Origin of the sequence: Ferrovibrio sp., from assembly GCF_964218355.1 — a bacterium.
Lineage (GTDB): Bacteria > Pseudomonadota > Alphaproteobacteria > Ferrovibrionales > Ferrovibrionaceae > Ferrovibrio.
In genome coordinates this window covers 33,139-52,316 of sequence record NZ_CAXPMC010000011.1, presented here as the reverse complement: position 1 = coordinate 52,316, position 19,178 = coordinate 33,139, and the positions used below count along the sequence as shown (strand labels likewise).

General features: G+C 66.3%; 14 protein-coding genes. 7 read left to right on the top strand and 7 right to left on the bottom strand.

Going from position 1 to position 19,178, the window contains the following annotated elements; translation table 11 throughout:
* Positions 1-7 precede the first annotated feature (7 nt).
* Genes ACEQZY_RS06975 through ACEQZY_RS06955 form a run of 5 tightly spaced genes read left to right on the top strand, consistent with a single transcriptional unit; the run spans position 8 to position 5,368 of the window.
* The gene (locus ACEQZY_RS06975; RefSeq protein WP_370153235.1) at positions 8-526 is read left to right on the top strand and encodes a TRAP transporter small permease; all 519 of its coding nucleotides are present in this window, start codon (positions 8-10) and stop codon (positions 524-526) included.
* The gene (locus ACEQZY_RS06970; RefSeq protein WP_341702769.1) at positions 523-1,833 is read left to right on the top strand and encodes a TRAP transporter large permease; all 1,311 of its coding nucleotides are present in this window, start codon (positions 523-525) and stop codon (positions 1,831-1,833) included. The genes ACEQZY_RS06975 and ACEQZY_RS06970 overlap by 4 nt, the downstream gene beginning before the upstream one ends.
* Before the next feature lie 10 nt (positions 1,834-1,843).
* Positions 1,844-3,073, top strand: a complete 1,230-nt coding sequence (locus ACEQZY_RS06965; protein ID WP_341702770.1) for an MFS transporter — start codon at positions 1,844-1,846, stop codon at positions 3,071-3,073.
* 24 nt (positions 3,074-3,097) lie between these two features.
* A complete protein-coding gene (locus ACEQZY_RS06960; RefSeq protein WP_370153232.1) occupies positions 3,098-4,621 on the top strand; it encodes a class I adenylate-forming enzyme family protein in 1,524 nt (507 codons plus the stop codon).
* Positions 4,622-4,681: 60 nt separating this feature from the next.
* Positions 4,682-5,368 (top strand): hypothetical protein, encoded by a 687-nt coding sequence (locus ACEQZY_RS06955; RefSeq protein ID WP_341702772.1) that lies wholly within the window; start codon positions 4,682-4,684, stop codon positions 5,366-5,368.
* A gap of 9 nt (positions 5,369-5,377) precedes the next feature.
* Here the strand turns inward: ACEQZY_RS06955 and kefC are convergent, their stop codons facing one another.
* Genes kefC through ACEQZY_RS06940 form a run of 3 tightly spaced genes read right to left on the bottom strand, consistent with a single transcriptional unit; the run spans position 5,378 to position 8,579 of the window.
* Positions 5,378-7,192, bottom strand: coding sequence for a glutathione-regulated potassium-efflux system protein KefC (gene kefC, locus ACEQZY_RS06950; RefSeq protein WP_370153230.1), 1,815 nt, complete (start codon positions 7,190-7,192; stop codon positions 5,378-5,380).
* 9 nt (positions 7,193-7,201) lie between these two features.
* Entirely contained in the window at positions 7,202-7,804 is a 603-nt protein-coding gene (locus ACEQZY_RS06945) for an NAD(P)H-dependent oxidoreductase (protein ID WP_341702775.1), read from the bottom strand.
* A 13-nt stretch (positions 7,805-7,817) separates the two neighbouring features.
* Positions 7,818-8,579: an SDR family oxidoreductase gene (locus tag ACEQZY_RS06940; protein ID WP_370153228.1), complete on the bottom strand. Its 762-nt coding sequence runs from the start codon at positions 8,577-8,579 to the stop codon at positions 7,818-7,820.
* 46 nt (positions 8,580-8,625) lie between these two features.
* On the opposite strand from ACEQZY_RS06940, the gene ACEQZY_RS06935 reads away from it, so the two are divergent.
* Entirely contained in the window at positions 8,626-9,321 is a 696-nt protein-coding gene (locus ACEQZY_RS06935; RefSeq protein WP_370153226.1) for a DsbA family oxidoreductase, read from the top strand.
* On the opposite strand, the gene mfd is transcribed toward ACEQZY_RS06935, so the two are convergent.
* Together mfd and ACEQZY_RS06925 are read right to left on the bottom strand one after the other, a co-directional pair.
* Positions 9,318-12,857 (bottom strand): transcription-repair coupling factor, encoded by a 3,540-nt coding sequence (gene mfd / locus ACEQZY_RS06930; protein WP_370153224.1) that lies wholly within the window; start codon positions 12,855-12,857, stop codon positions 9,318-9,320. The genes ACEQZY_RS06935 and mfd overlap by 4 nt on opposite strands.
* A 7-nt stretch (positions 12,858-12,864) precedes the next feature.
* On the bottom strand, positions 12,865-13,143 hold the full coding sequence (locus ACEQZY_RS06925) for a succinate dehydrogenase assembly factor 2 (RefSeq protein ID WP_341702779.1): 279 nt from the start codon (positions 13,141-13,143) through the stop codon (positions 12,865-12,867).
* A 91-nt stretch (positions 13,144-13,234) separates the two neighbouring features.
* Here ACEQZY_RS06925 and recG point away from each other — a divergent pair, with 91 nt between their 5' ends.
* Positions 13,235-15,340: an ATP-dependent DNA helicase RecG gene (gene recG, locus ACEQZY_RS06920; protein ID WP_370153222.1), complete on the top strand. Its 2,106-nt coding sequence runs from the start codon at positions 13,235-13,237 to the stop codon at positions 15,338-15,340.
* A gap of 238 nt (positions 15,341-15,578) precedes the next feature.
* Here the strand turns inward: recG and ACEQZY_RS06915 are convergent, their stop codons facing one another.
* Both ACEQZY_RS06915 and ACEQZY_RS06910 read right to left on the bottom strand, forming a co-directional pair.
* Positions 15,579-16,721, bottom strand: coding sequence for a patatin-like phospholipase family protein (locus ACEQZY_RS06915; protein WP_370153220.1), 1,143 nt, complete (start codon positions 16,719-16,721; stop codon positions 15,579-15,581).
* 121 nt (positions 16,722-16,842) lie between these two features.
* Positions 16,843-19,092, bottom strand: coding sequence for a methyl-accepting chemotaxis protein (locus tag ACEQZY_RS06910; RefSeq protein ID WP_370153218.1), 2,250 nt, complete (start codon positions 19,090-19,092; stop codon positions 16,843-16,845).
* Between the last annotated feature and the right edge of the window lie 86 nt (positions 19,093-19,178).

The following is a 19,178-nucleotide window of genomic DNA, read 5'->3' as shown; positions in this document are numbered from 1 at the left end:
CCAGCACATGGAGCTGTTTGCGTCTTTTGTACGGATGCTGTCGCGGATCAGCGGGGTGGTTTCCACCCTGCTGATCCTGCTCAGCATCCTCATTGTCTGCCAGATGATCTTCCAGCGTTCGGTGCTGGAGCAGTCAACCATCTGGCAGACTGAATTTGTGATCTTCTCGCTGATTGCTGCCACCTTTCTCGGGGCCCCTTACATCCTGCTGACCCGCGGGCATGTCAATGTCGACCTGCTGCCGCTGCTGCTCGGTCACCGTGCACGGATAGTGCTGGCATTGCTGGCTTCCACCCTTGCCCTCGCATTCTGCTTCGCGGTGTTCTGGAATACCGTGACCTGGTGGCACGAGGCTTACGCCACCAACCGCCTGACCAGTTCGATGTGGCGGGCCCGCATGTGGATACCGTTCCTGTCCCTGCCGGTCGGCATGGGCATTCTGTGCCTGCAATACATTGCCGACATCTGGGCCATCATCACTGGTCGTGAGATGCCGTTCGGCCTGAAACCCGAGGATGGCCTGTGAACGAACTGCATCTTGGTGCCCTGATCTGTGTAGTTGCCATAGCCGTCCTTGCCACCGGCATCCCGATCGCCTTCGGCCTCGGCATCGTCTCGCTGATCTTCATGGTCGCACTCGAAGGCTGGGGCACCATCGATTTCCTGGCCGACACCCTGTTTTCCGGCCTTGATGATTTCACGCTGGTCTCGATCCCGATGTTCGTGATCATGGGTGCTGCCGTCGCCTCCTCGCGGGCCGGCAGCGATCTCTACGAGGTACTCAACCGCTGGCTCAACCGGGTGCCCGGCTCGCTGGTGATTTCCAATATCGGCGCCTGTGCGCTGTTCGCGGCCCTGACCGGATCTTCGCCCGCCACCTGCGCCGCCATCGGCAAGATGGGCATCCCGGAAATGCGCAAACGCGGCTATTCGGCTGATCTGGCCACCGGCGCCATCGCTGCCGGCGGCACGCTCGGCATCCTGATTCCGCCCAGCGTCACCATGATCCTGTACGGCATCGCCTCGGAAAGTTCGATCGGCCAGCTGTTTCTCGCCGGTGTGCTGCCCGGCCTGCTGCTGACCAGTCTGTTCATGGCCTGGGCCCTGTTCATCAGCTGGTATCGCGGCGAAAAGCTGGCCGATTTCGGCCGCCGCTATTCGCTGGCCGAAAAACTGGAGCTGCTGCCCCGGGTTCTGCCTTTCCTGGTGGTGATTGCCGGCGTGGTCTATGCACTCTATGGCGGCATCGCCACGCCGTCGGAAGCCGCCGGTGTTGGCGCCATGCTGTGCCTGCTGATGGTCGTGGTGATCTACCGGGTATGGAATCCCCTCCATCTGTGGGAAATCCTGCGCGATGGCATGCGCGAATCCGGCATGCTGCTGATGATCATCGCCGCCTCGATCCTGTTCGGCTACATGATGTCCAGCCTGTTCGTCACCCAGTCGATCGCGCAGTGGATCGCCGGCCTGGATGTGAACCGCTGGGTACTGCTGCTGTTCATCAACATCCTGCTGCTGTTCGCCGGATGCTTCCTGCCGCCGGCTGCCATCATTCTGATGACGACACCGATCCTGGCCCCGATCATTGCCAATGCCGGTTTCGATCCGATCTGGTTCGGCGTGATCCTGACCATCAACATGGAACTGGGCCTCATCACCCCGCCGGTCGGCCTGAACCTGTTCGTGATTAACGGCATCGCACCGGATGTGCGCCTGCCGCAGATCCTGAAAGGCGCCGTGCCTTTCATGGGCTGCATGATCGTGGCCATCATCCTGCTCTGCTTCTTCCCCGGTATCGCCACCTGGCTGCCGCAGACCCTGATGGGGCGGTAGAGCGCCGCCCATGTCCGTCGCAACGCGGATTCTGGTCTGCACCTGCCTGACCTATATCATCAGCCAGTTCTATCGCTCGGCCAATGCCGTCATCGGTCCGGACCTGATGACGGAGCTGCGGCTGACGCCCGACGATCTGGGCATTCTGACCGGCGCCTTCTTTCTGACCTTTTCGGTCAGCCAGCTGCCGGTCGGCATCGCACTGGACCGCTGGGGCCCGCGCCGCACGATCATGGTCACCCTGACCATCGCCCTGGTCGGTGCGCTTGCCTTTGCGCTGGGCCGCAACCTCGCCGAACTGACCGCCGCCCGCGTCGTGCTTGGTTTCGGCTGTGCCGCCCTGCTGACCGGGCCACTGGTGCTGTTCTCCCGCTGGTACCCCCCGGAGCGCTTTGCGCAGATGTCCGGCATCCTGATCGCGGTCGGCAATCTCGGCGTAATCGCCTCGACCGCACCGCTCGCCTGGTTCACTGCCGCCTTCGGCTGGCGTGCCGCCTTCTGGGTTACGGCAGCCATCACCGTTCTGCTGATTGGGCTGGCCTGGCTGACCATCCGTGACCGGCCGGACCAGACCGGGCAGCCGGCCGGCAGCGGCGAAAGCCTGCTGCAGGCCCTGCGCGGCATCGGCATCGTAATCCGCCACCCGGCTTTCCCCTATCTCTTCGTTATCATCTTCACTGCCTATGCCACCTTCATCACCATTCTCGGCCTCTGGGGCGGACCCTTCCTGCACGATGTTTATGGGCTGGATGCCGCCGGCCGCGGCAATGTCCTGATCTTCATGGCGGTTGGCGCGGCTTCCGGCTATTTCATCTGGGGCCCGCTCGACCGCGTCTTCAACACACGCAAATGGTTGCTGGCCGCCGGGATCGGCGCCCAGCTGGTCTGCCTGGCCGGCATTGTCCTCATTCCCGGCCTGGGTATCGTCGCCGTGACGGTCCTGTTCACCGTGATGGGCGTGATGAATGGCTGCGTGGTGATGATCTTTGCCCATGCCCGCTCGGTCTTTCCGCCGCACCTGGCCGGGCGCGGGATCACCACCCTCAATATCGGCACGATGGGCGGCGCCGCTTTCCAGCAGATCCTGACCGGTTACCTGATGGCCTGGCAGACGCCGGCCGGCGGCGCGGCTGATGCGGTTGCCTACCGCACCATGTTCGGCCTACAAGCGGTGCTGCTGCTCTGCGCCCTGCTGTTCTACCTGCGGACCCCAGACGCGAAGCCGCACCAGGCCGCCTGATCTGCCACAAGCAAAGCCATCGTCATGACCGATCCCGTTCCCGCCCGTTTCAACATCGCCCGCTATTGCCTGGCGGAAAACGCCCGCCTGCGGCCGGACAAGACGGCGATGATTCTGGCCGGTGCCGATCATGAATTCCGCATGACCTTCGGCGAGGTCGACCAGGCAGTCCGCAGGTTGGCCGCCGGGCTGCAGGGCCTCGGCCTGCCGCGCGGCAGCCGGATCATGATCCGCATGGCCAATGACGCCGATTACGCCCTGACCTATTTCGCCACCATGGCGGCCGGCTATGTCGCCCTGCCCTCCAGTGCCCAGCTGACAGCCGCCGAAGCCGCCTACCTGCTGGAAAATTCCGGCGCCGCCGCCGTGGCGGCCAGCGCCGAACTGGCCACCGACCTGCAGCTGCCCGCCGGCGTGCTGCTGATCGACCCGGCCCGTCTGGCCCAGCTCAAGCAGGCCGCTCCGCTTGCCGACTATGCCGACACCGCTGCCGACGATCCGGCCTATCTGGTCTACACCTCGGGCACCACCGGCAGGCCCAAGGGGGTGCTGCATGCCCAGCGCGCCGCCTGGGGCCGCCGGCCGATGCACCAGGGCTGGCTGGGCCTGCATGAAAGCGATGTCATGCTGCATGCCGGCGCCTTCAACTGGACCTATACGCTGGGTGTCGGCCTGGTCGATCCCTGGGCGGTGGGCGCCACCACGGTGCTCTACAACGGCCCGCGCGACATCCAGGTCTGGCCGGCCCTGCTGGAAAAACACCGGGCGACGATGTTTGCAGCGGTCCCGACCCTGTACCGGCAGATTCTCAAATACTGCGATCTAGCCAGCCATGACCTGTCGGCCTTCCGTCATGGCGTCACCGCTGGCGAAGCGCTGGCCCCGGCCCTGCTGGCGGAGTGGCAGCAGCGCACCGGCAGGCCCCTCTACGAAGCGCTCGGCATGTCCGAAATCTCGACCTACATCTCCACCGGCCCGGGCATGCAGATCAAGCCCGGCAGCCCCGGCCGGCCGCAGCCCGGCCGCCGTGTCGCCATTCTCGACCCGGATGATGACGGGAATGGCGCCCGGCCGCTGGCGCAGGGCGAAACCGGCCTGCTGGCCGTGCATCGCTCCGATCCCTCGCTCATGCTCGGCTACTGGAACCGTCCGGAAGAAGAGGCTCTGGTCTATCGCGGTGAATGGTTCTGCGGCGGCGATCTCGCCAGCATCGATGCCGACGGCTATGTCTGGCATCACGGCCGCAACGATGACGTGATGAATGCCATGGGCTACCGCGTCTCGCCGGTCGAAGTCGAGATGGCGCTGGCCGAACATCCGGCCATTGCCGAGGTTGCCGTGACCGAGATCCGGGTCCGCGAGGATGTCTCGGTTGTGGCCGCCTTCATCGTGTTGCGCGAAGGCGAAAGCCTGACGGCCGAGACGATTGCCGGCTTTGCCCAGGACCGCCTGGCCGCCTATAAATGCCCGCGCGAATGGCGCTTCGTCGCCAGCCTGCCGCGCACGGCCAACGGCAAGGTACAGCGCAAGAAGCTGGCCCTCGGCTGAACGTCCCGCAACTGGCACCAGCCTTGCAACATCCCCGCTGCAGCCTGCGAGGGGATGACCATGAGCCTGTTTACAAACGCCGCCGCCGAATCCCGCTTCGGCAATCTTCTGACCGCCAGCCAGACAGCCGCCGTCAACACACCGGCGACCGCCGCGGCCTCGAAATTCGCGGAATACCTGGCAGAAAAGCAGCCGAAATCCCCATTGCCGGCAGCCGGCGGCACGGCCGCACCGCGCCCGGAAGACCTGGTGCCGTCGCTGTTCGGGAGCAGCTGGGACCCCACCTCGAAGCGGGTCGATCTCGATGCCGCGAGCAAGACTGTCCGCCTGCGCTCGGCAGAATTTGCCGAGCAGCTGCGCAGCCGCCTGCAGGCTGCCGGCCTCGACAGCAAACAGCCAATCTCGCTGAGCATAGCCGCCGACGGGCGCATCGTCGTCGACAGCAGCAGCCCGCAATCGGAGGACATTGCCGCATTGTTTGCCGACGATCCGGCATTTGCCGAACGCTACCGCGACATCGCCGGGCAGAATGACGCTCTGTCCCAGCTGCAGTCCGGCGCTGCCTATGTGCGGGAATGGCAGGCCGCCGCATCGGAAGGCGACCGCCAGGCCCTGTGGCGCCGCTACAGCGCCCTGATCGACCGTGTCGCCGGCACCTTCGGCAGCCGCATGACCATCGGCCCGGGCACCGTGACGGCCGACAGCCAGCAGATCCTGCGCCGGATGGGCATCGCCGAAGCCGGCTGAGACGGCATATCAGTCCCAGCCAAGGCCGCGCTGCTCGATGGCGGCCTTTTCGTCCGCCTCCAGATTCTGCTGCAGACGGGCGCGGGCCTCTTTCTGCAGGCTGATGCGCTTTTCCATGTCTTCGCCCCAATGGGCATGCATCTGCTTCAGCAGGGCTTCGTTATGGCGCCGGAACATCTGGGTGCGTTTACGGGCCGCATAGCCCCCCATGCCCAGCGCCTTCATGGTTTCCTCCCCCAGTCGCAGGGCCGAGCGGAAAGTCTCGCGTTCAAGCACATCCACGCCGCGGTTCATCAGTTCCATGGCATGCGGAAGGTCGCGGGCGCGGGCCACGATTTTCAGCTGCGGAAAATGCTGCCGCGCCAGATCGACCAGGGTCAGCGAGTCATCCGTATTGTCCACCGCCACCACCAGCACCTTTGCCTTGGCGGCACCGGCTGCCTCCAGAAGATCGAGCCGCGTGGCATCGCCGTAGAAGACCTTGAAGCCAAAACGGCGCAATGTGTCGATGATCTCCGGGTCATGGTCCAGCACGGTGGCGCCGATACGGTTGGCGTACAGAAGACGGACAACGATCTGGCCGAGGCGGCCGAAGCCCGCGACGATCACCGGATTGCCCTCGTCCTCGGGCATGTCCTGCGGGCGGTCGTCGACAATGGTGAACCGTGGCTCGATCAGCCGGTCATTGATCACGACCAGCAGCGGCGCCAGTACCATCGACAGCGCGATGGCCAGGATCAGCAGCGCCACCGTGGCCGGATCGACAATGCCGAACCCGGCAGCGCTGCCCAGCAGCACGAAGGCGAATTCACCACCCTGCATCAGCAGGAAGGCGAACAGCGCGGTTTGGCTGGCCGGCAGTCGCCACAGCCTGGCCATGACCGCAAGCACGACGCCCTTGATCGCCAGCAGGGCAGCCACCAGCCCGATCACCTTCCAGGGCTCCGTTAGCAGCAGGCCGAAATCCACCGACATGCCAACCGCCACGAAGAACAAGCCGAGCAGCAGCCCCTTGAACGGTTCAATATCGCTTTCCAGCTCGTGCCGATATTCCGATTCCGCCAGCAGCACGCCGGCCAGGAAGGCTCCCAGCGCCATCGACAGGCCGGCCAGCTGCATCAGCAGGGCGATGCCCAGCACCAGCAGCAGGGCCACCGCCGTAAAAATCTCGCGCAGGCCGGTGCTGGCAATCAGCCGGAAAACCGGCCGGGTCAGGAAACGGCCGCCAAACACAATGATGGCAATGGCCGCCACCGCCTTCAGCCCGTTGACCAGCCCCCCGCTTCCCTCGGCGACCGCCGGTGCCGCCGCCAGCACCGGCAGCAGCGCCAGCATCGGGATCACCGCAATGTCCTGGAACAGCAGGATCGAAAAGGCCGCCCGGCCGCCGGGCGTGCCGAGCAGGCTGCGTTCCTGCAGCGGCTGCAGGGCAATCGCCGTCGAGGACAGCGACAGGGCCAGCCCGGCCACCAGCGCCGCCATCGGTGACCAGTCCAGGACGAACAGGAAAAAGGCCCCAAGACCGAGAGCCGACAGGCCCACCTGGCCGCCGCCGAGACCAAGGATCGGTGCCCGCATCTGCCAGAGCCGGCGCGGGTTGAGTTCCAGCCCGATCACGAACAGCAGCAGCACCACGCCGAATTCCGACAGGTGCAGGATCGCCTCGACATCGGTGATCAGCTTCAGCCCCCAGGGGCCGACAACAATGCCGGCGATCAGGTAGCCCAGCACCGAACCGAGACCGAGCCGCCGCGCCAGCGGCACCGCGATCACCGCCGCGGCAAGATAGACAACGACATTGGCAAGCAGGCCGTGCTGGTCCATCGCGATGCCTCAGCGGTCAGTTGGCGGCACGACAGGCCGTTCGCAGGCCGGCTGTCGTGCCGGATGCGGATAGCCGTCGAGCCAGTTGCGATAGGCCGAGGCATGGGCCGCCACTTCCGCCGCCGTTTTCTGCCGCACGCCCTGGATCAGGAACGGCGGCCGGTAGGTCATGCCGCACAGCACCGCGCTGCGCTCGAACGGCCGCAGCAGGTCCCCCATCTCATAGCGGTTATAGCCGTCCTCGCGATAGGCGAAATCCGGCCCGCCGGTGGAAATGGCCTGTACCAGATCCTTGCCCTGCAGGGCAATGCCGCCATTGCCGTAAGCCCAGCCGTATTCCAGCACGGCATCCATCCATTCCTTGAGGATGGCCGGACAGGAATACCAGTAGAAGGGATGCTGCATCACCACCACATCGTGAGCGCTCAGCAGTTCCTGCTCGCGTTTCACGTCGATGTCGAAATCTGGATACAGCTCATACAGGTCGTTGACCGTCACATGCGGCAAGTCACGGGCGGTTTCAAGCATAACCCGGTTGATCCGAGAGATGCCCGGATAGGGATGCGCGAACAGCACCAGAATTTTTGGCCGGCCGGCCGCCGCTTCCGTCATTTGCCGGGCCCGTTCAGGTGACCGACAGCCCGTCATCGGCGGCAATGACCGCGCCGTTGATGAATCGCGCCTCGTCGGAAGCCAGCAGCAGCAGCAGGCCATCCAGATCCTGCGCGCTGCCGACCCGTTTGCGGGGCAGCATCTCGACCAGCTTCTGGCCACCCGGCGTGCCCCAGTATTCCCGGTTGATCTCGGTCTCGATATAGCCCGGGCAGACGGCGTTGACATTGATCCCGTAGCGGGCCCATTCCAGCGCCATCGCCTTGGTCATATGCACGACGGCCGCCTTCGACATGCAGTAGACCGACAGCTGCCCCAGCACCCGCAGGCCCGCCACCGAGGCGATGTTGATGATCCGGCCGGCCTTCTTCCGCGCGATCATGTCCCGCGCCGCGGCCTGGGCCACGAAGAAGGCGCCCTTGGTGTTGGTATCCATCACGAAATCGTAGTCTTCGGGGGTCACGTCGGTAATCTTGCCCTGCTTGCTGACCCCGGAATTGTTGATCAGGATATCCACGCCGCCCAGCGCATCCGCCACCTGGTCGAAGGCCGCCTGGATATTGGCATGGTCGTTCACGTCCAGCTTCACCGTCATCGCCCTGCCGCCGGCCGCCGTGATCCGGCCGGCCAGTTCGGTCAGCCGTTCGGTGCGCCGGGCTGCCAGCGCCACGGTCGCGCCCGCCGCGCTCAGGATTTCCGCAAACCGCTCGCCAAGACCGCTCGAGGCGCCGGTCACCACCGCCACCTTACCCTTCAGACTGATACCCTGAGACATCGATTCCTCCTGATTTTCCGCCCGGATGGTCCCGCCTCCGGGAAATATGGTCAAGAGGCTGGCCGTAAGGGCATCCCTGCGCTACCGTTACGGCATGCGCATCGAAATCGTTTCCGACGTCATCTGCCCCTGGTGCTTCATCGGCAAGCGCCGGCTGGAAAAAGCCCTGGCCGAACGGCCCGACATCTCCTTCGAGATCGGCTGGCGGCCCTTCCAGCTTAACCCGGACATGCCGCGCGAGGGTGCGGACCGGAAAACCTATCTCGAAACCAAGTTCGGCGGTCCCGAGAGGGCGCAGCAGATCTATGCCCGGGTTGGCGCCGAGGGTGCCAAGGAAGGCATTCCCTTCGATTTCAACGGCATCAAGCGCACGCCCAATACCCTCGCCGCCCATTCGGTGCTGCGCTGGGCGCTGGGTACCGGCGTGCAGACCGAACTGAAGGAACGGTTGTTCAACCTCTATTTCATCGAGGGCCAGGATATCGGCGATCACCAGGTGCTGGCCGATGCCGCCGCCGCCGAAGGAATGGACGGCGCCCTGGTGAAATCCCTGCTGGACGAGGGCCGCGATGCCGACCTGATCCAGCAGGAGGATGTGATGGCGCGCCAGCTCGGCATCACCGGCGTTCCCTTCTTCATTTTCGAGCGCAAATATGGCGTTCCAGGCGCGCAGGATGCCGAGGTGCTGCTGCAGGTGATCGACAAGGTCGCAGCAGAGCCGGAGGAAGCCGCGGCCGGCTAGGCCGCCTTCCGCGCCTTGCGGGCGATCTCGCCTAGCCGGGCGGCAATATGCATCACGCCTTTCAGGCGATCTTCCGGCTCCGGCCAGTCATGGATCAGCACCACCTTGTGGTCGGGCCGCAGTTTCGCCCGGCCGCGTTCCGACTGGATGAACAGCACCAGCCCGGCAGGATCGGCAAAGGTGTTGTCCCGAAAGGTCAGTGTCGCACCCTTCGGGCCGGCCTCGATCTTCAGGATATTGGCGTCGCGGCAATGCCGCTTGATCGCGACAATGTCCAGCAGATGCTGCACCTCTGCCGGCAGCGGACCGAAACGGTCGATCAGCTCCGCACCGAAGGCATCGATCTCTTCCCGGCTTTCCAGATCGGCCACGCGGCGGTAAAGCTGCATGCGCAGGTTCAGGTCGGCGACATAGCTTTCCGGGATCAGAACCGCCGTGCCGATCTGGATCTGCGGCGACCACTTCTCTCCGCCGCCGGAAGCCTCGCCGCGCGCCGCGGCCCGGGCCTCGGCGATCGCCTCCTGCAGCAGCTCCTGGTACAGCTCGAACCCGACTTCGCGGATATGTCCTGACTGCTCCTCGCCGAGAAGGTTTCCGGCGCCGCGCAGGTCGAGGTCATGCGAGGCCAGCGTGAATCCGGCCCCCAGGGTATCGAGGCTCTGCAGCACCCGCAGGCGCTGTTCCGCCGAGGCGCTGAGCAGCCGACCGGCCTGATAGGTGAAATAGGAATAGGCCCGCAGTTTCGAGCGCCCGACCCGGCCGCGCAGCTGGTACATCTGCGCCAGGCCGAACAGGTCGGCACGATAGACCACCAACGTGTTGGCAGACGGGATGTCGAGGCCGCTCTCGACGATGTTGGTCGCCACCAGCACGTCGTAGCGCCGGTCGTAAAAGGCGTTCATCACATCGTCCAGATCGGTCGGCGCCATCTGGCCATGGGCGACCACCGCCTTCAGCTCCGGCACATGATCGCGGATGAAGGCCATCGCGGTATCGAGGAACTCGATGCGCGGACAGACGAAGAAGCTCTGGCCGCCGCGGAAATGCTCGCGCAGCAGCGCCTCGCGGATCACCACCGGATCGAAAGGCGTCACATAAGTACGAACGGCCAGGCGGTCGACCGGCGGGGTCGCGATCAGGCTGAGTTCGCGCACCCCCGAGAGAGCCAGCTGCAGGGTGCGCGGGATCGGCGTCGCCGACATGGTCAGCACATGCACCTCGGCCTTCAGCTGCTTCAGGCGCTCCTTGTGCTTGACGCCGAAATGCTGTTCCTCGTCGATGATCAGCAGGCCGAGCCGTTTGAAGTCGATGCTCTTCGACAGCACGGCATGAGTACCGATCACGATGTCGACCGTGCCGTCCGCCAGCCCCTTCTTGGTGGCTGTCGCCGCCTTCGCCGTCACCATGCGGGACAGGTGCTCGATACGGATCGGCAGGCCGCGGAACCGTTCGAAGAAGGTGCGGTAATGCTGGCGGCAGAGCAGCGTGGTCGGGCAGACCAGCGCCACCTGCTGACCGGCCATGGCAGCCGTGAAAGCCGCCCGCAGCGCCACTTCCGTCTTGCCGAAACCGACATCGCCGCAGATCAGACGGTCCATCGGCTTGCCGGAGGCCAGATCTTCCAGCGTCTCGTCGATGGCACGGGCCTGATCGTCGGTTTCGTCATAGGGGAAGCGGGCGCAGAATTCCTCGTAGAGGCCGTCCGGCGGTGCCACCTGCTCGCCGCGCCGCAACTCGCGCTGGGCCGCCACCTTCATCAGCTCGCCGGCCATGTCTTTCAGGCGCTGCTTCATCCGCGCCTTGCGGTTCTGCCACGCCACGCCGCCCAGCTTGTCGAGCGTCACTTCCGCTTCGGGCGAGCCGTAGCGCGACAGCATCTCGATATTCTCGACCGGCAGGTACAGCCGGTCGCCGCCATCGTAATGCAGCAGCAGGCAATCATGCGGCGCGCCGGCGACGTCCAGCGTCACCAGGTCCTTGTACTGGCCGATGCCGTGGTCGATATGCACGACATAGTCGCCCGGCTGCAGGGCGCTGGCCTCGGCAATGAAATTCTCCGCCCGCCGCTTCTTCTGGCGCGGCCGCACCAGACGGTCGCCGAGGATATCCTGCTCGGCCACCACGCAGAGATCGCCGGCCTCAAAGCCATGCTCGATCGGCAGCACGGCGATGGCAGCGACCGCTTTCGGCAGGCTGTCGAGATCGGCGGCCTGTTCCACTGTCTGCGGCGCGGTTATGCCATGATCGGCAAGCACATGCCCCAGACGGTCGGCGGCACCGGCCGAGAAGGTGGCGAACAGCACCCGGCGTCCAACCTGTACCTGTTTCGCCAGATGGCCGCCCAGCGCATCGTAGACGCCGACCTTTGCTGCCTCGCGATGCTCGGCGGCCTGTGCCGCCTGGGCGCGTTCGGGGGCGAAATCGCGGCCCGGCCGGCCACCGATATCGACCACCGTGATTCCCGCTCCGCCGACAGCATCGAATGGGTAGAGCTGACCGGCCGGCCGCTTTTCCAGCCGCTGGTCCCATTCGCCGCTGGTCAGGTACAGCCGGTCCGGCGGCAGCGGCTTGTAGGGCGCACCACCCTCTTCCAGCCCACGCTTCATCGCCGCGCGGCGGGCGTCGTAATGGTCGGCAACCGCCTTCAGCCGCTCGTCGGCCGCCTCGCCGCTCAGGTGGTCGAGCGTCACAACAGCCTGCGGCACATAATCCAGCACGGTAACCAGCCGATCGAAGAACAGCGGCAGCCAGTGTTCCATGCCGATCTGGCGGCGACCGGCGGAGACCGCCTCGTAGAGCGGGTCTTCCTTGGTGACGGTGCCGAACAATTCGCGATAGCCGCTGCGGAAGCGGCCGATGGCATCGGCGTCCAGCGGCACCTCGCTCATGGCGGTCAGCGACAGGGCCGGCACGGTGTCGACCGTACGCTGGCTGGCCGGATCGAAGCGGCGGATATTCTCCACCTCGTCGCCAAAGAAATCGAGGCGGAACGGTGCCTCGGTGCCGGGTGGGAACAGATCGACCAGGCCGCCACGGACCGCGAACTCGCCGGGCTCCATCACGGTGGAAACGCGGCTGTAGCCGTTGCCGGCGAGATAGCCCACCAGGGTCTCCGGCGCCACACGGCTGCCCTTCGCGGCGCTGAACCCGGTGCTGCGCAGGTAATCCGGCGCCGGCAGGCGCTGGAGGGCAGCATTCACCGTGGTCAGCAGCAGCCATGGCCCATCCGGCAGGCTGCCGGCCAGGCGGTTCAGGGTATCCATGCGCTTCGCCGCGATCTCGGCATTCGGCGACACGCGGTCATAGGGCTGGCAGTCCCAGGCCGGCAGGGTCAGGACGGCAAGGTCCGGCGCGAAGAAGCGCAGCGCAGCTTCCACGGTGGCCATGCGGGCGTCGTCGCGACAGACATGCAGGAGACCGGCCGCCCCCTGCCGGGCCGCCAGCGCAACCAGCAGGCGCACATCCTGCCCCTCCGGTGCGCCGGCCAGTGCCCAGCGACCCGGCCGGGTCAGGATATCCGGCAACTGGAAGGTCATGGCTGGATCAGAGCGGCAGGCGGTAGGCGCGCAGCAGCTTCATCACCCCGGTATTCAGATGCGCCGGCACCGGGTCGCGGCCGATCGCCCAGGCATAAATCTGTGGGTCGTCGTAATTCTCCAGCAGGGCCTCGTACTGGTCGAGTTCGACCGCGGTGAAGGTCGGCAGATGCCGCGCGGCAAAGCTGCCGAGCAGGATGTCGGTTTCCTTCATGCCGGTATAGCGGCTGCGGTGCAGCAGGCGCTTGCGGCGGGTCTCGGTATCCTCGCGCGGGGCGTCGGTCATGCCTGGCCTGTGGGCTGTCTTAGGGGTCGGGGCAGGATATAGTACGGCAAGCCTCGGATTCTCAAGGTTTTCACGGTATTTTCCCTCATCCATGCGCCCGGAATCGCTGTTTCCCGCCTTTGTGCCGATCACCAGCCTGAAAGGCTGCGGCCCGCGCCTCGCCCCGCTGGTCGAGAAGCTGGCCGGCGGCCGCGTGCAGGACCTGTGGTGGCACCTGCCGGCCGGCCTGATCGACCGGCGCTACCGCCCCAGCATCGCCGCGGCGGAACCCGGGCGGATCGCCACGATCACACTGACCATCGACCGGCACCAGCCGCCGCGCACGGCCCGGCTGCCCTACCGCATCACCGGCCATGACGACAGCGGCGAACTGACCCTCGTCTTCTTCAACGGCCGCGAAGACTTCCTGAAGCGGACCCTGCCCGAGGGCGAGATCCGGGTGGTCAGCGGCACCGTCGAACTGTTCGACGGCCGGCCGCAGATGACACACCCCGATCGCATCGGCACGCTGGAGGAATCCGAGCAGCTTGCCACCGTCGAGCCGGTCTATCCGCTGACCGCCGGCCTGGCGCCACGCACGCTGGCCAAGATCATCGACGGCGCGCTGGCAAAGGCCCCGGACCTGCCGGAATGGCTCGACCCGGCCTATCTGAAACAGCAGGGCTGGCCCGGCTGGCATGCGGCATTGCTGGCGGCGCACCGGCCGGAGACGGCCGCCGATCTCGAGCCGGCCATGCCGGCGCGGCAGCGGCTGGCCTTCGACGAGCTGCTGGCCAACCAACTGGCCCTGCTGCTGGTGCGCCGCCGGCTGAAACGGCTGACGGGCCGGCCGCTGCAGGGTGACGGCCGCCTGCGCGACCAGCTTGAAAAACTGCTGCCCTGGCCACTGACCAATGCCCAGCGGCAGGCCAATGCCGAGATCGCCGGCGACATGGCGTCCGACCGGCGCATGCTGCGGCTGCTGCAGGGCGATGTCGGCAGCGGCAAGACCATGGTTGCCCTGAATGCCATGCTGGCCTGTGTCGAGGCCGGTGCACAGGCCGCGCTGATGGCGCCGACCGAGATTCTCGCCCGCCAGCATGCCGATACGCTGGCGCCCTACTGCGAGAAACTCGGCCTGCGCATCGCCCTGCTGACCGGCCGCGACAAGGGCAAGGCACGCGCCGCCCTGCTGGAGCGGCTGGCCGCCGGCGGGATCGATATCCTGGTCGGCACCCATGCGCTGTTCCAGGACGATGTCGCCTTCCACGATCTGGCGCTGGCGGTGATCGACGAGCAGCACCGCTTCGGCGTCAGCCAGCGGCTGGGACTGGCGGCAAAGGGACAGAGAGACAAAGGCGGCGTCGACGTGCTGGTGATGACGGCGACGCCGATCCCGCGCACCCTGTCGCTGACCGCCTATGGCGACATGGATGTCTCGCTGCTGACCGAGAAGCCGCCGGGCCGCACCCCGGTCGACACCCGCACGGTGGCCGCCGACCGCTACATGGATGTGGTGGCCGCCGTGAAGCGCAAGGTCGAGGCCGGCGAACGGGTCTACTGGGTCTGCCCGCTGGTGGAAGAGAGCGAGCAGAGCGACATGGCCGCTGCGGCCGAGCGCCATTCGGCCCTGAAACAGGCACTGGAACCCGAACTCGGCCCGGTCATCGGCCTGGTGCATGGCCAGATGAAGGCCGCTGACAAGGACGCGGCGATGGAAGCGTTCGCGGCCGGCACGACGAAGCTGCTGGTGGCAACCACCGTGATCGAGGTCGGCGTCGATGTGCCGGAGGCCACCCTGATCGTGATCGAGCATGCCGAGCGCTTCGGGCTGGCGCAGTTGCACCAGCTGCGCGGCCGGGTCGGCCGCGGCGGCCGGCCCGGCTCCTGCCTGCTGGTCTATTCCGGGCCGCTGGGCGAGACGGCGCGGGCGCGGCTGCAGATCCTGCGCGAGACGGATGACGGTTTCCGCATCGCCGAGGAGGATTTGCGGCTGCGCGGCGCCGGCGAGGTGCTGGGCACCCGGCAGAGCGGCCTGCCGGATTTCCGGCTGGCCGATCTCGCCGCCCATGGCGCCCTGCTGGCCGCCGCCCGCGACGATGCGAAGCTGCTCCTGGAGCGCGACCCGGAACTGGCCGGTGCCCGCGGTCAGGCGCTGCGGGTGTTGCTGTACCTGTTCGAGCGGGATGCAGCGATTCAGTATCTGCGTTCCGGCTAAACCACTGTTTTTCCAGAAACCATCTAGGCCAGTTGCGAGCCAATTGCAGCCCATTCGCGCCAATTGGATGCCAATTCCGGCCAATGCGATGCCAGTTTCCGCCAAGTGGCTGCCGATTCCGGCCAGCCGGCGCCCGGTCGGCGCCGTCCGGGGCCGGCCATCCCATGATACACGGTCCGGCACGACCGGGAACATATAGGGGCCAAAAATCCGCCGGCAAGTCCCGGGCCGGGATTTCCTAGCTGCCTGCCCGGCCTGCCGGCAGACCCGCCAGCCAGCCCTCCGCCGCGCGACGGCCGCTGTCGCGCAGGCCGGTGAGGAAATCCCAGTCGAGATTCAGCGCACTCGCCGACTGCAGGCCGTCATGGGTGTCCTCGGCGGCAATCCGGTGCAGCCTCAGCCGCTGCAGCCGCCGGCCGAGCGCCGAACCGAAGATGCCGCGCCGGCGATGCAGTTCCGTGGTGATCGCCAGCAGATCCAGCTCGCGCCGCAGCGGCAGCCCGAAGACGATCTCGTGCAGACGCTTGCTGATCTGCTTCTGGTCGCGAGGCAGGGCGTCGTGATCCGTCGGCGTCAGCTGCACCAGCAGCAGGTCATCGGCCCGCGAGGCCGCCGCCAGATGCAGCAGCGGCGGATTGGCGGAAATGCCCCCATCCCAGTACCAGTCGCCATCGATTTCCACGGCATGATGCAGCGACGGCAGACAGGTCGACGCCATCACCGCATCCAGCGACAGGTCGTCGTTGCGGAACAGCCGCGCGCCGCCATCGCGCACCCGGGTCGCCGAAACCAGCAGCCGCACCGGCGCGGCGCGGCGCAGGCGCTCGAAATCGACCTCTTCGGCAAGGATGTCGCGCAGCGGGTTGATGCCGAGCGGATTGCTCTGGTAGGGCGACAGCAGCTTGGTCGAAACATCGAAGGCCAGCGCGGTCATGGCGGAAGCGGCACCGGCCAGCAGCGGATTGCCGGCCAGCAGGGCAGCCATCGGATGCCCGGCCGCGCCTGCGCCCGTCGATGCCCGGCTCAGCCGGCGCCAGACCCGCTCCAGCTTGGCCCGGGCCGCATCGCGGCCGCCACCGGCCAGCCCGTCGGCCAGCACCACGGCATTGACCGCCCCGGCACTGGCACCGCTGACGGCTTCCAGGGCGATGCGGTCATCCTGCAGCAGGCGGTCGAGCACGCCCCAGGTGAAGGCCCCCAGCGAACCGCCGCCCTGCAATGCCAGCGACAGGGGCCGCGGCCCGGCTTTCGCCTGGCCGAGGGTTTCCCGCGGATGCAGGGCTGCCTCCAGTACCGGACGCAGCCCGCGCAGCCACACCTGCGGTCGGCGCCAGAACGGCGCGGCCGCAGGGGACGTATCGCCAATATCCTGTATTGCCATGGCCTCTATATTGCACTGCAAAATGCATTTGCAATGCAAATATTATAACTCACTGATTATATGGTCTATTATCAAAGTATTTAGAGATATTGCACTGCATTATCTCAGATGGAATCGCACCCTATTCCGCTGCCGCCGCCAGTCCGGCATCGGCCAGGGACACTGCCGGCTGGGGTGCGGAATTGCGGAAGAAGCCGACCAGATCGGCCAGCTCCCCGGCCTGGTTGGCCAGCGCCTGGGCCGAGGCATGGGTTTCCTCGACCAGGGCCGAATTGCGCTGGGTCAGCTCGTCCATGCCGGTCACGGCGTCATTGACCTGGTCGAGACCGCGGGCCTGTTCGCTGCTGGCGGCGGCAATCTCGGCCACGATCGTCGATACCCGGCGGATCGACTGCACGATGTCGCCGAGGCTGTCGCCGGCTTCGTGGGCCAGCTGCGACCCGGCCTTCACCTGGCCGTTCGAGGTCTGGATCAGGCTCTTGATATCCTTTGAGGCATTGGCCGACCGCAGGGCCAGCGCGCGGACCTCCTGGGCCACCACGGCAAAGCCGCGGCCAGCCTCGCCCGCCCGCGCCGCCTCGACCGAGGCGTTCAGAGCCAACAGGTTGGTCTGGAACGCGATCTCGTCGATCAGGCCCATGATGTCGGCGATGCGACGGGCGCTTTCCTCGATCCGCTCCATCGCCGCCACCACATCACCCACCACCTTGCCGCCGCGTTCGGCATTGCTGCGGGCCGTCGTGGCCAGCCGGTCGGCCTCCTGGGCGTTGCCGGCATTCTGGCGCACGGTCACCGTGATCTGCTGCATGGCGGCCGCCGTCTCTTCCAGCGTGGCAGCCTGGCTTTCAGTGCGCCGGGCCAGATCCTCGGCGCCATCGGAAATCTCTGCCGAGGCATTGCGCACCACATTGGTCGAGGCCCCCAGCCGGCCGGCAAATTCCGCCAGCCGCTGTGCCAGATCGTTGGCCGACCGCTTCAGCCCGGCGAACACTCCCCGGTATTCGCCGCGCATGGTGCGGCCGACTTCGCCTTCCGACAGCGCCAGCAGCACCATCGAAAGTTCGCCGATCACTGCCTGCAGGGTATCGGTCAGCTGGTTGATGCTGAGGCTGACCTCGCGGAAATCCCCCTCCTTGTCATCCAGGTTCAGCCGACGGTCGAGATCGCCGGCCGAGATGGCACGGGTCAGCGCGGCGATTTCCGCCGCCATCGCCGCCTCGCGCCGGCGCTGTGCCGTCTGCTCGGCCAGATGGGCGCGCTCGCGCTGCTGCTCGGCGCCGGCCATCTCGCGGCGCTCGATCTCGTGCTCGCGGAACACTTCATAGGCGCGGGCCATGGCGCCGATCTCGTCCTGCCGCCCGGCATCGGGGCTGGCGACATCGAGATTGCCCTCGGCCAGGGCCTTCATCGCCTCGGTCATGCGGCGCACCGGCCGCAGGATGCCGCGGGCGACGATCACGCTGGCGATCAGGATGACCAGAACGATCAGCCCGGTAATGCCGCCGGAAACCACGATCACCTGTGCCCGCGTGCTTTCTGCCGCACTGCGCTCGGCCGCCTCTGTCGCCCTCGCCCGCTCGACCAGCGCCGCAAGCTTCGGGGCCAGTGCCTGCCGGATGGCCGCGGCCTCGGCCTCGGCAGCCCGCAACTGCTCGCTGGCTGACGCATAAGCCCGCGCGGCCTCGATATAGGCGGCATGCAGGCTGCGGATTTCCTGCTTGACGGTATCGAAGAACTGCGCCGTCCTGAGGGTACCGAGGAATTCTTCCGATGCCTTGTCGAGATCGGCCTCGAACCTGGCCCGGTCGCCACTCAGCGCGTATTCGAACTCGAAGCCGCGCATCTGCAGCATCATGATGCTGAGCTGATTGGCGGTATCGAAAGTCATGCCGATCGCCTTGCTGCGGATTTCCTCCAGCTTGTTCTGAAAGGCGCGGCCGGCATCCAGCAGGGCGCCGCGCCGCCCGGAGGCATTGTCGAAGCCGACCGCGCGACGGGTCTCGATCAGCCGGTCGTTGATCTTGCCAAGCGGTGCCGCCGTGCCGGCAAGATCATCGAAAAGAACGACGATGTCCGGCATCTCGATACGCTGGCGGATGGCCCCGAGATCGGTGGCAATCGCCTGCCAGTCACGCGGCAGGCTTTCCGCCAGAGCCGGCTCGTTGGCCGAAATCAGGCGTTCGGCCGACTGCTGCAGGGCAATGAACCGCTTGTCCAGCCCCTGGGCAGCGATCTGCACGGCGGTTGCCGCCCGGACGCGCTGTTCCACCGCATTGACCGCGCGGCGCTCGTAAACCGAGGCGCCGATGATAACGGCAATCGCCAGCAGGGCGCTGACAATGATGGCGCCAATCCGTTGACCGATGGACATCGTATTCTTGTACCCGGGGTAAGGCTGATCTGTTGCGGCCACAGATAGCCGACCTCTGTGACAGGCCGGTGACATCTGCAACATTT

What these genes read in the sequence shown, in the direction of transcription:
- ACEQZY_RS06975 (WP_370153235.1), top strand. Translation starts at nt 8, where the DNA reads ATGGAGCTGTTTGCGTCTTTTGTACGGATGCTGTCGCGGATCAGCGGG.
- ACEQZY_RS06965 (WP_341702770.1), top strand. Translation starts at nt 1,844, where the DNA reads ATGTCCGTCGCAACGCGGATTCTGGTCTGCACCTGCCTGACCTATATC.
- ACEQZY_RS06960 (WP_370153232.1), top strand. Translation starts at nt 3,098, where the DNA reads ATGACCGATCCCGTTCCCGCCCGTTTCAACATCGCCCGCTATTGCCTG.
- ACEQZY_RS06955 (WP_341702772.1), top strand. Translation starts at nt 4,682, where the DNA reads ATGAGCCTGTTTACAAACGCCGCCGCCGAATCCCGCTTCGGCAATCTT.
- kefC (WP_370153230.1), bottom strand. Translation starts at nt 7,192, where the DNA reads ATGGACCAGCACGGCCTGCTTGCCAATGTCGTTGTCTATCTTGCCGCG.
- ACEQZY_RS06945 (WP_341702775.1), bottom strand. Translation starts at nt 7,804, where the DNA reads ATGACGGAAGCGGCGGCCGGCCGGCCAAAAATTCTGGTGCTGTTCGCG.
- ACEQZY_RS06940 (WP_370153228.1), bottom strand. Translation starts at nt 8,579, where the DNA reads ATGTCTCAGGGTATCAGTCTGAAGGGTAAGGTGGCGGTGGTGACCGGC.
- ACEQZY_RS06935 (WP_370153226.1), top strand. Translation starts at nt 8,626, where the DNA reads ATGGTCAAGAGGCTGGCCGTAAGGGCATCCCTGCGCTACCGTTACGGC.
- mfd (WP_370153224.1), bottom strand. Translation starts at nt 12,857, where the DNA reads ATGACCTTCCAGTTGCCGGATATCCTGACCCGGCCGGGTCGCTGGGCA.
- ACEQZY_RS06925 (WP_341702779.1), bottom strand. Translation starts at nt 13,143, where the DNA reads ATGACCGACGCCCCGCGCGAGGATACCGAGACCCGCCGCAAGCGCCTG.
- recG (WP_370153222.1), top strand. Translation starts at nt 13,235, where the DNA reads ATGCGCCCGGAATCGCTGTTTCCCGCCTTTGTGCCGATCACCAGCCTG.
- ACEQZY_RS06915 (WP_370153220.1), bottom strand. Translation starts at nt 16,721, where the DNA reads ATGGCAATACAGGATATTGGCGATACGTCCCCTGCGGCCGCGCCGTTC.
- ACEQZY_RS06910 (WP_370153218.1), bottom strand. Translation starts at nt 19,092, where the DNA reads ATGTCCATCGGTCAACGGATTGGCGCCATCATTGTCAGCGCCCTGCTG.